Origin of the sequence: Streptomyces sp. MK37H (assembly GCF_018035285.1) — a bacterium.
Taxonomy (GTDB): Bacteria; Actinomycetota; Actinomycetes; order Streptomycetales; family Streptomycetaceae; genus Streptomyces; species Streptomyces endocoffeicus.
On sequence record NZ_JAAAYH010000320.1, the window covers coordinates 1 to 10,641 of the forward strand.

At 68.7% G+C, this 10,641-nt stretch carries 10 protein-coding genes; 5 read left to right on the forward strand and 5 right to left on the reverse strand.

Features of this window, described 5'->3' with window-relative positions; translation table 11 throughout:
• From GWI24_RS32300 to GWI24_RS32310, 3 genes are all read left to right on the forward strand, one after another.
• A partial coding sequence (locus tag GWI24_RS32300; RefSeq protein ID WP_210949609.1) for a TSUP family transporter occupies positions 1–261 on the forward strand: 261 nt, incomplete at its 5' end.
• 67 nt (positions 262–328) lie between these two features.
• Entirely contained in the window at positions 329–913 is a 585-nt protein-coding gene (locus GWI24_RS32305) for a GNAT family protein (RefSeq protein ID WP_308344159.1), read from the forward strand.
• Between the two features lie 115 nt (positions 914–1,028).
• The gene (locus GWI24_RS32310) at positions 1,029–1,472 is read left to right on the forward strand and encodes a nuclear transport factor 2 family protein (RefSeq protein WP_210949611.1); all 444 of its coding nucleotides are present in this window, start codon (positions 1,029–1,031) and stop codon (positions 1,470–1,472) included.
• 51 nt (positions 1,473–1,523) lie between these two features.
• Here GWI24_RS32310 and GWI24_RS32315 read toward each other — a convergent pair whose 3' ends face one another.
• Together GWI24_RS32315 and GWI24_RS32320 are read right to left on the reverse strand one after the other, a co-directional pair.
• Positions 1,524–2,078: an NUDIX hydrolase gene (locus GWI24_RS32315; RefSeq protein ID WP_210949612.1), complete on the reverse strand. Its 555-nt coding sequence runs from the start codon at positions 2,076–2,078 to the stop codon at positions 1,524–1,526.
• Positions 2,079–2,446: 368 nt separating this feature from the next.
• On the reverse strand, positions 2,447–5,635 hold the full coding sequence (locus GWI24_RS32320) for a tetratricopeptide repeat protein (protein ID WP_308344160.1): 3,189 nt from the start codon (positions 5,633–5,635) through the stop codon (positions 2,447–2,449).
• Between the two features lie 217 nt (positions 5,636–5,852).
• On the opposite strand from GWI24_RS32320, the gene GWI24_RS46660 reads away from it, so the two are divergent.
• Positions 5,853–7,004 carry an AAA family ATPase gene (locus tag GWI24_RS46660; protein ID WP_308344161.1) on the forward strand — a complete coding sequence of 384 codons (1,152 nt, stop codon included), beginning with the start codon at positions 5,853–5,855 and terminating at the stop codon, positions 7,002–7,004.
• A gap of 90 nt (positions 7,005–7,094) precedes the next feature.
• Positions 7,095–7,976, forward strand: a complete 882-nt coding sequence (locus GWI24_RS46665; protein WP_308344162.1) for a hypothetical protein — start codon at positions 7,095–7,097, stop codon at positions 7,974–7,976.
• Here GWI24_RS46665 and GWI24_RS32330 read toward each other — a convergent pair.
• The 3 genes from GWI24_RS32330 to GWI24_RS32340 form a co-directional block, all read right to left on the reverse strand.
• The gene (locus GWI24_RS32330) at positions 7,951–8,385 is read right to left on the reverse strand and encodes a hypothetical protein (RefSeq protein WP_210949613.1); all 435 of its coding nucleotides are present in this window, start codon (positions 8,383–8,385) and stop codon (positions 7,951–7,953) included. The two genes, GWI24_RS46665 and GWI24_RS32330, sit on opposite strands and share 26 nt — an antisense overlap.
• Before the next feature lie 74 nt (positions 8,386–8,459).
• Entirely contained in the window at positions 8,460–9,686 is a 1,227-nt protein-coding gene (locus tag GWI24_RS32335) for a hypothetical protein (RefSeq protein WP_210949614.1), read from the reverse strand.
• Between the two features lie 254 nt (positions 9,687–9,940).
• Positions 9,941–10,636, reverse strand: coding sequence for a glycoside hydrolase family 11 protein (locus tag GWI24_RS32340; RefSeq protein ID WP_210949616.1), 696 nt, complete (start codon positions 10,634–10,636; stop codon positions 9,941–9,943).
• Positions 10,637–10,641: the final 5 nt, after the last annotated feature.

Below are 10,641 nucleotides of genomic sequence, written 5' to 3' on the forward strand. Positions count from 1 at the left end.
GTGCTCTCCCTGACGGCCACGGAGCCCCTCCCGGTCACCAACGCCGTCAAGAACATCGCCACCGGCGCGGCCAACGTAACGGCCGCAGTCGCCTACGTAGCCGTCGCCCCCGTCAACTGGCCCGCCGCCGCCACCCTCGGCCTGGGCGCCCTCCTGGGCAGTCGGCTCGGCCCCCTGGCCGTCCGCCGCCTCCCCGAAACCCCCCTCCGGATCGCCATCGCCCTGGGCGGCCTGGGGCTGGCCATCTCCCTCTGGCGTTGACCCGCCGTCCTCAGGCCCTAGTCGCCGTACCGCTGCCATCCGACGATCGCGGGCCTATTCTGTGCCGGTGAGCAAACAGTCGCTCGAAGGCACTGTTGTCCGCCTCGTCCCGTTGTCCGCCGACCACGCCGAGGCCCTCTTCCCCTCCGCGACCGACCCAGAGGTCTGGCGGTGGATGCCCCGGCCGCGCCCCGAGAGCGTCGGCCAAGTGCGGGACATGCTGAGCGAGATGATCGCCGACCCGACGCGGCGCTGCTTCGCGGTGCAACGGCGCGCTGACGGCACGGTGATCGGTTCAACCAGCATGTACGACCTCGACCTCGTCGAGAGCCGCACCGAGATCGGCGCGACGTGGTTCGACCGCTCCTGCTGGGGCGGCCCGTACAACGCCGAGTCCAAGCTGCTTCTGTTCGGCCATGCCTTCGACGACCTGCGGCTCGCGCGGCTGGCCCTGCGCACGGACAACCTCAATGTGCGCTCGCAGCGCGCCCTGGCCCGCCTCGGCCTGGTCCACGAGGGGACCTTGCGCAGCCATATGCGCCGCCCGGACGGCAGCCGTCGTGACTCGCTGTACTACAGCCTCCTCGCGGACGAATGGCCCGCGGTGCGGGACGCCCTGCTCGCCCGAGTCGCGGCGAGGCGCGTGGCCTGAAGCGGAGCCCGCCGCCATGAGGCGGAGCGCATTACCCCGGACGTAATCGCGCCGGGCCCCCGTCATCGCCAGCATGGTGATCGCTCCCGCAAGGCTTCCGATCGGAGGGATCACCATGTCCTTGGCCGCGCCCATGACCACCCGCGCCCTGGTGGAGGAACTGCTGCGCCGCATCGGTGAGGGTGACCCCGAGCGGATCGCCGAGTTGTACGCCGAGCGCAGCGACTGGAAGCTGGACTGGCCTGAGGGCGAGCACGGCCGCACGGCCACCCCGTGGATTCGGCACCGGTCCACCCGTGCGGATGTGGCGGACCACTTCCGGGCGCTGGCCCGGCACCATGTGCCCGAGGAGGCGGCCACCGAGGTCGAGCGGGTTCTCGTCGACGGCGACGACGCGGTCGTGCTGGGCGAGATCCGCCAGACCGCCCGGTCCACCGGGCGCGCCTATCGTGCGCGGTTCGCCCTGCATCTCACGCTCGAGGGCGGCCTCGTCACCCGGCACCACGTCTACGAGGACAGCCTCGCCGTCGCCCAGGCCTTCAGCACGCCGCAGGCATGACGCAGGCATGAATCAGGCATGAATCAGGCGTGACGCCGGGCCATTGGGCGATCAGCGGGCGAGCAGGGGCTCCACCCGGGACAGGGTGTCCAGGATGTTCGCCTCCGTGATCGCCATCCGCGCCTCGTCCGGCGTCAGCCAGCGCAGCGGCGCGTCCGGGTTCTCCGGCCGTACCGCCTCGGGAGCGCCGGTGGCCAGCACAAAGCGCACGTCGGCGTGCTCATGCGCCGGCTCCCGGCTGTTCGCGGGGACCGGGACGATCACCAGATGCCGCACCTCCGCGTCGGGCCACGGGGCCAGGTCGGGCAGCCCCGTCTCCTCCCGCCCCTCCCGCAGCGCGATGGCGAGCGGGTCGTACTCACCAGGGTCGCCATGCCCGCCGACCAGCAGCCACGACTGGTGGCGCTGGTGCCAGCGCAGCAGCACCCGGCCGCTGTCAGGGTGCACGATCAGGGCGGAGGCGGTGATGTGGAGGGGACTCGTCCGGTCCCAGGGCGCGCCCGCCTCGATGACGCCGCGTGCCCGCTCGACATCGGCGCATTCCGCGGTGGTCTTCGGCCGGTAGCCCGTAAGGACATGGAGGACTGAGTGATCGGCTGTGGCCATGCGCGGATCCTAACGACGCGAAGCCGCCCACGGCGCGGAGTTTTCGGTGCTGGGCGCGTTTCACGCGCAGGCGAAGCCCCGGACCGGTCGCGCGGCCGGGGCTTCGGCATCCGCATCACCGCGCGGTATTGCCAGTCTTCGTAGGCATGCAGACGGCAGACGCCGAAGCTGCCCCGAAAAACGTTACTCCTATGGCAATAGCCATCGCAGCGGCTGCGGTCAGAAGGACATTGCGCTTACTTTTCAACGCCGACCTCGTTCGCCAGTGGATCTTGCTCTTTACGGCGGTGAGGTTATCTTACGAATGGCTGAGTTGTCGAAACTGAGGGCGTCAGTCAATTGTTCGATAGCGAGGCTATAGAAGCGATCTACTCTCCGGTAGTCAAGTTCGCCGTCCCGTCGCCGACCCCAGCCAACCGGGTGCTTATTCGCTCCGCTTCCCGTTCGTCCAATGCCCGCAATGCAGAGAGCGCTTTCTGGAGCAGTTCGCGTGCTTGTGCCGTATCGCCTGCCGCCAACTGCACCTCGGCGAGTAGCGCCTGTGCCCGGGCCTCCTCGTCGCGCGCGTTGGCCTTGTGTGCGGTGGCTATGGATGCCTTCAAATGCTGCGCCGCGGAGTCCAGCCGGCCGTCGTTGAGCTCGACGCGTCCCAGGCCGCGTAGTGCGCGTGTGATCTCCTGGGTTGCTCCGATATCGCGGGCGATGTCCAGGGCCTTCAGGTGGTTGTCGACGGACGCGTCGACGGAGTCCTCCTTGAAGTGCGCTTCCCCTAGTCCGTTGTGCGCTGTCGCCTGGCTCTTTCTGTCGCCCAATATGCGAAAGTCCGTCAATGCCTGCTGATGCAGTGCCAGCGCACGACCGGTTTCGCCACATTCGGCAAGATTCGCGGCCAGGTTGGTTCGTACCGTTGCCCGTGCGTACGAATTTCCCGTGGACTCCGTCAGTGGGAGTAATTCCTCGAACGTCATCCGGGCTTGCGTATAGTCGCCCCTGCGCGCGTACACGTCGCCTAGGTTGTTGAGTGTTCTAATAACCCCCGACTGGTCGCCTGCGGATCGGAAGCCGGATAGCGCCTTGCGGAAGTGATCGAGTGCGCGTTCTGGTTCGCCGAGGTCGAGCAGTGAGATCGCAATGTTGTTGCGTGATCGGGCCTCATTCCAGACATTTCCCGTCGCCACACCGATCGCCAAAGCCCTCTGATGCAGCACCACCGCGGTCTCATTCTCACCCATATGCCAATGAATCACCCCGAGGATCCGGTATGCTTCCCACTCCGCGTCCCGGTCCCCCGTCCCCCGCGCGATCTCCAGTGCCCGCTCGCCCGCCTCCACGGCCTGCGCATAGCGGCCCGTGTTGGCGTGGTTGGAGCTGAGGTTGAGCAGGGCGTGGCACAGGGCCGGTTGGTCGCCGGTGCGGGACCAGTGGTCGGCCGTGTGCTGGAGGATGTCGGCGGCGTCCTGCCAATGGCACTCGGCCTCCAGGAAACCCGCCAGGGCGTGGGCGAGTCGGGCTGCGGACTCCGGCGAGTCGTGGGTGCGTGCCTGGTGCTCGGCGGCCAGCAGGTTGCCACGTTCGGTGGCGAACCAGGCGCGCGCCTCATCGGCGTTCCGCGGGCGGGAAAGGGCCGGAAGCTGGTCCGCGCCGTCCGCGGTGAGCCGGATCCTCCGAGGGTATGCCACGCGGTCGGCCTGCTCCGCGGCCCGCAGATAGAAGGTGATCAGCCGGGCCAGAGCCTGCTCGCGCTCCCGCTCATCGTCTTCCGAAAAAGCGAGCATTCGGGCGTAGTCGCCCAGAAGGTCATGAAACCGATACCGGTCAGGTGTCGGTTCCCGGAGGAGATGGCACTCCAGCAGGGATTCGATCAGCCGCTCGGTTTCCCTGGCCGGGAGGTCGAGCAGCGCGGCGGCCGACTCGGACGTGAAGTCGGGCCCCGGATGGAGACCCAAGCGCCGGAACGTGGTGCGCTGCGCTGCGTCGAGGGCCCGGTAGGAGAGGGCGAAAGCACGCAAAATCTCCTGGTCGGCGTTGCGGATCTCGCCTAGGGGGCCCGGGCTGCGCGCTAGGCGCTCGCCCAGAGTGGTCAGGCTCCATGAAGGGCGGGAACGGAAGCGGTTGGCCACCAATTCGATGGCGAGCGGCAGGTGACCGCACAGGCGCACAATGCGGGCGGTCTCCGTGATGTCCTGGGTCCGTGCCGCACCCGCGAAACTCCGGAAGAGAGTGATCGCGTCATCGGTCTGCAGTACATCCAGGGCAAGCGGCACCGCATGCGGAAGTCCCGTCAGGTGGCGGCGGCTGGTGATGATGGTCAGGGAGGGCGAATTGCCGGGCAGCAGCGGTGCGACTTGATCGGGACCCGCCGCGTCGTCCAGCACGATCACCGCTCGGCGGTCGGCGATGGTGGTCCGCCACAGGGCGATCAACTCGTCCAGTCGGACGGGGATCGTATCGGCGGGCGCCCCGAACAGCCGCAGGAGCGTGGCGAGGGCCGCGCTCGGACTCAGCGGTTCCTGGGAGGAGGAGTGGCCACGCAAGTCCAGGAAGACCTGGCCGGCGGGGAATCGAGGAGCCAGAGTCCGGGCGGTGTCCACCGCGACCGCGGTCTTGCCGACCCCGGCCATTCCGCTGACCGTTTCCACCGTCAGCACCGCCCCTTCCCTCGGCTCCGTGCCGATGGACTCCATTAAGGCGTCGAGCTCGGAGCGCCTTCCGATGAGCGGGGGCTGGTACGGAAGATTCCGTGGCGGAGACTGAGCGGGGGAATACCCTCCGGAGGAGGGCTCGGAGGGCTCGGAGGGCGCCCCGGCTGCGGCGGTCCGGACGAGCCTGTCCACTGGTGTCCGGTCAAGAACACTCTGGTGGATTCGCTCCAGTTCGGCCCCCGGGCGCGAGCCGAATTCCGACATCAGTAGCCGGCGGGCCTGCTGGTACACCCGTAAGGCGTCCGTGTAGCGGCCACTGCCGTAGTACGCCAGCATCAACTGGCCTGCCAGCGTCTCGTCCTCCGGGTGGTCGCGCACCATGGCCGACAGCTCGCCGATCGAGTCCGCGAAACGGCCGAGCCGGTGCAGAGCCGCGATACGGGAAATGGTCGCGTGGAGACGGCGTTCGGCGAGCATCGCGCGCACGGTTTCGGCCCAGGTGCCGGGGAGTCCGGCGAGGGCCTCTCCCTGCCAGAGGTCTTCGGCTCGGGTGAGGAGGTCCACGACGCGTTCGTCTTCGCCGCTCGTCGCCGCCGCTCCGGCCAGATCGGTGAGGCGCTGGAAGCGGTTCAAGTCGACCGCGTCGGGGTCGGTCTCCAGCACGTAGGTGTGGGCCCGGCTTGTGATGCGCGGGGCGCTCGGCCCCGTACCTGCGAGGCGTAGATGTTTACGCACTCGCGAGATGTACGTGTGCGCGTTCTCGCGGGCGCGCGGTGGGGCCTTGCCGTCCCAGAGTCGGTCCATGAGCGCGTTCATGGAGACGGGGCGGCCCGCTTCCAGCGCCAACGCGGCCAGCAGAGACCGTTCCTTGTCCGAGCCGAGCTTCAGCCGCCGGCCCCCCAGCCGAAGCTCCACCGGCCCGAGTAAGTGGATGTCCACCAGCGTCCTCCCGCTGGTCTGTCCATTTTTCAGCGAGCATGGCACGGGGTGTGGGAGGCCGCCATACGTCGTTCGCGGCGCACTGGCCGATTCACGTCATCGTGCGTCCCCGGGTGCATCGCCGAAGCCCCGTTGAGGGTAGGACCGGACTGATCCACACAGACGGCGACCGACTGACCGGGGGGGCAGACGGATGTGCCAGGTACCCGGGGATGCTCATGAGAACCTGATCGGCGGCCAGGCCCGGATTCACGGTCCCGCGGTACAGGCGCGCGATGTGCACGGCGGCATCCATGTGCACACCGGCGCGGCCCCCGCGGTGCCGCCACCTCGGCAGCTCCTGCCGGTCCCCGCCCACTTCACCGGCCGTGGCGATGACCTGGCGGCGCTGGACGGACTGTTGACCGGCCGTGGGCGGGACACCACATCACGCTCGCTGGTCGTGGTCAGCGGCCCGGCCGGCATCGGCAAGACGACATTGGTGTGCAGCTGGCTCCACTCACTCGCGCCCGAGTTCCCCGACGGACAGCTTTACGCCGACCTGCGGGGGCACTCGACCGAGGGCCCCGCGAGCCCTGGTGAGATTCTGAGCCAGTTTCTGCGGGCGCTCGGTGTCGGCTCGGTGCCCGCTGATATGGCCGAAAAGGCGTCGCTGTGGCGGTCTTGGACCGCTGATGCCCGGATCGCGGTACTGCTGGACAACGCGTTCACAGCCGCGCAGGTCCGCCCGCTGCTGCACGCGGGACCCGGTGGCCTCACCGTGGTCACCAGCCGCCGCAGGCTGACCGGCCTCCGTATGGACGGAGCGGCGATGTACCAGTTGGAGCCGCTGGAACCGGCCGCCGGGGCCGATTTGCTCAGCCGTGCGATCGGTGACGACCGCGTCGCGAAGGAGCCGAACGCCGTGCGCCAGGTCGTCATGCTGTGTGCCGGTTTACCCCTTGCTGTCTGCTTGGCCTCCGCGCGCCTGGCGTCGAGGCCACGACAGTCCGTGAAGACACTGGCCGATGCCCTGACCCGGGACGCGGAGCGTCTGGCCGTGCTGCAAGTGGAGGGTGAGACCACGGTGAGCAACGCGCTGGACGCTTCCTACGCTGTACTGACCGAGGGCGCTGCCCTCCTGTACCGCAGGCTCGGCCCACTGCCCTTGCGCACCTTCGACGCGAGAAGCGCCGCCGCGGCCTGCGCAGAGTCCCTGACATGGGCGGAAACCCGGCTGGACGAGCTCGTCGAGGCCAACCTGATGGAGGACATCGGCCCAGGCATCTGCCGCTTCCACGACCTCGTGCGGGTCCACGCCCACGGCCGGGCGATCGCTGAGGAGAGCGCTACGACTCGTGCCTAGGCGCTGCGGCGGGTCTGCGACTGGTATCTGGAGACGGCCACCGAAGCGGAGAAGCTGATCACACCCGCGCAGTTCACCCTCGACAGGGACGTGGTCCACCCCACCGGGCTACCCATCCCCTTCACCGACGATCCGGGCGCGCTCGCCTGGCTGGATGCCCACCGGATGAACCTCATGGCGGTGATACGCGCTGCAGCGGCATGCGAGTGGCATGCGATGACGTGGCAGCTCGTGGACGCCATGTGGCCGGTTTTCCTTCGGCTGCGCTACTACGACCTGTGGATCGAGGCCCACGAGATCGGCCTGGACGCGGCCCGAAGAGACGGCAACGCCGAGGCCGAGCGCCAGATGCTCAATTCCGGCGCCATCGGCTTGAGCGCCGCCGGCCGCGTCGACCACGCGGCCGAGTGGTACGAGGAGTCCCGCCGGGCGGCGCGCGAGGCGGGCGACGTACGGGATGAGGGGCAGGCGTTGCTGGGCCTCGGCGGCTGCCACCGCGAGGCCCGGCGGATGGCGCGTGCCGTGGAGTATCTGCACCAGGCCATCGCCTTATGGGAGGCATGCGGCTACCCACGCGGTGTGGCCCTGGCCAGGATCATCCTCGGTGAGATCGCACTCGCCCAGGATGACACCGGCCGGGCCGTCGAGTACTTCACATATGCGCGCGCTGGCCTGCTGGCCGTCAACGACCCCCATGACGCGGCGCGTGCCTTGGTCTTCCTGGGACGTGCCCGGGCGCGCGCCGGTGAGCACCTGGTGGGTGTGGCGGCGATGGAAGAGGCCCTCGCGGTGTTCACCTCATCCGGCGCCGCCCACTGGCAGGCTCGTGCCCTCGAAATGCTCGGTGACAGCGCCCGGGACCGCGGGGAAGAGGCGGCAGCACGGAACTACCGGGCCCGGGCGCTTGCGCTGTTCGAGGTCACCAGCCCCTCCGACGCGCATCGGCTCAGGGAATCGCCGGGCGGTACGTGATCCGCGGGCGTGCCTCCGACATTCCGCTCAGCGGTAGCCCCGCCACCAGCCAGGCGTGCAAGCAGGACACGAAGAGCCATTGCTCCGGTGGTACCCGGCACGGCAGGGCCACCACGCCCGGGTCCGTACCGCCGCGCGCCACCCAGCCGCCACCGGTCAGCGGTACGGCGGCCAGTCGGCACCCCGGTCCGGCGGGCCCGATCTCCGCAAGCCATCGCACCGCCTCGGCGGGTGGCCGCGGGCGGCTTCCGCGCAAGACGTCGGCGCAGTCCAGCCCGTGTGCGTCTGCGCAGACATCGGCGTCCACCGTCAGGTGCTCGTCGAGGACAGCCGCCCCGCGGGTGCCCGTGAGACCGGTACGGGCCAGCAGGACGACTCCGCCTGCCGCCGGGCCTGTCCAGAGACACACGGACGGAGTCGGCAGCGGATCCGGTGGCGACTCCTCCCACCATTCCACAGTGACGAAGCAACCGGCCGGGCCCCTCATGCCGATGCCTCTCCACGGTCGGACGACCACGTTCGCAGTGTCGGCGGCTCCGGCAGCGGTGTCGCCCGCGGCTCGTGGGCGGGCTGGCCCAATCCCATCAGCCGATACATCAGCCGCCGCATGTTGCGGTGGAAACGGCCGGGCTCGGAGGTAATGCGTGCGGCGATCGCGGCGTACTCCTCCGGGCGGTATTCGGCGGCGGCGTAGTCGAGTTGCTCAGGGAGCGGATGAGCCGGGGACAGCGCCGGTGCGGTGACGGCGAGCGTGGCGGCCGGAGAGCGCGGGTTGATTTCCGGCTCCGGCGACCCGGTCAAAAGGATCGGCACTCCGGTGAGCGTTCCGTAGAGGGTGACTGAGCCGTGGTCGCCCATGATGTAGTCAGCGGCGATCAGGACGCTGCGCCAGTCGGCCTCTGGCGGCACCACGCTGACCCCGAGTCGGCGGCACCACGCCAACCACGTCTTGACCTGCCAGGGGCCATGGCCCGACCAAACGTTGGGGTGGACGAGGACGGCCATACGGTACCGCCCGGGTGGAAGCTCCCCGACCATGCGCGGCAGCAACATCTCGAAACGGCCGAAGAAGGAGTGAGGGCCCCAGGTGGAGACGGCGAGCACCAGCCGTTCCCCGTCCGCGAGACCCAGCGCACGGCGATACGCGGTGCGTCGCGACAGGCTCGCGGTGATCCGGTCGTGCGCGGGGTCGCCGACCACATGCGCCAGCTGAAGCGCCTCCGGGCAATGACGGCCCAGCTCTTCCAGGTCAGCCTGATGCGGTACGACCACAGCGGCTGGAGGCTTGCCGCCAGGCATGAGGTCCCGCCTGCGCAGCCCGGCCACGCCCGCATCCGACGCCCCGGGCAGGCGTTTGAGGTAGTTGGCACCGTGCGGCATCGTGATCAAGGGCGCTTGCACCTGCTCCACTCCGCGCGGACCTGCTGCCACGGCGAGGTCGAACGTCATGTGGGTGGCCTCTGACCAAGGGAGCACAGGGCTTCCCAACTGTTGGAGAAAGCTCGGCACTTCGTCCCCGAAGGCGTGGGGTGGCGTGGTGAACAGCACTTGGAGCCGGAAGTCGGCCTCCAGGAGCGACAGGACATCGAGAAGCCGCTTGGCGTAGGTGATGGTGTGGACGACGGCCAGCACCTTCTTGCGTCCCACCAGTGTGAGCCACTGGCGGGGCTCGTCCGACGAATACTCTGCGATCGTGCTCAACGCCGACATGGCGTCCCCCCGTTGATCTCTTGTGCGGGTTTCGGACACGGACTTTCGTGGACCTCGCGTCGGTCCTCTCCCCGGCCGGCCGGACAGAAGGCTTGCCGACCCCTTGCCGAAACCTTGCGGGGCCCGAACCACGACGGGCACGGGGAGCGTGAAGTGTCCGGACAAGAAAGAAGCCCCAGGCGGTCGGCCTGGGGCTCTGTGGTGGTGGCACGGGATGAACGCGACGGACGGGATGGACGGGTCGGACCCGAATGTCATCCGCTCACGGTGAGATTCGAATTCCCGCTGCTCTGATATCCCTCAGTCGCGAGGATCATGTAGTACTTGAAGGTGCCCAGACCCATTCCGGAACGGGCCCATGCGTCGAAGTGATTGCCCGTGGTGATGGTGCCGCCCGTCTTCTTCGACTGCCGGACGCTCCAGTACTGATTGAACGTCCGGATGCCCTCGACCGAGGGGGCGTTGTAGCGCGTCGTCTGGTAGATGTCGTACGTGCCGCCATCGCTGGTGACGGTGCCCTTGTACGTCCCCGTGGGCCGGTATGTACCCCAGTTGTCGACGACGTAGTATTCCACGAGCGGGTTCGAGGTCCACCCGTAGAGAGACAGATATCCATTGCCGGACGGGTTGAAGCTGCCCGAGTACTGCACGCTCCTGCGTCCGCCGTTTGTCCAGCCCTTACCGCACACGAAATTCCCGCAGTTGGTCCATGAGGTCCGGTAACTGCCGCCTGACGACAGCGTCATGGAGACCGACCCACCGCCGTCGGTCCAGAACGAATAGTAGAAGCCGTTGTTGGTGCCGGTCTGGTTCGTGGTGATGGTCGTGTCGGCGCTGGCGGTTCCGATGGTGGGCAGCGTCAGCCCGGACGTGACCAGTGTCAGGGCGCCGGCCCGGCCGATTAAGTTCCTGCGGCTGATCGGCCGGGCGGGGGTGTCGTCCCGGTGCATGCTTC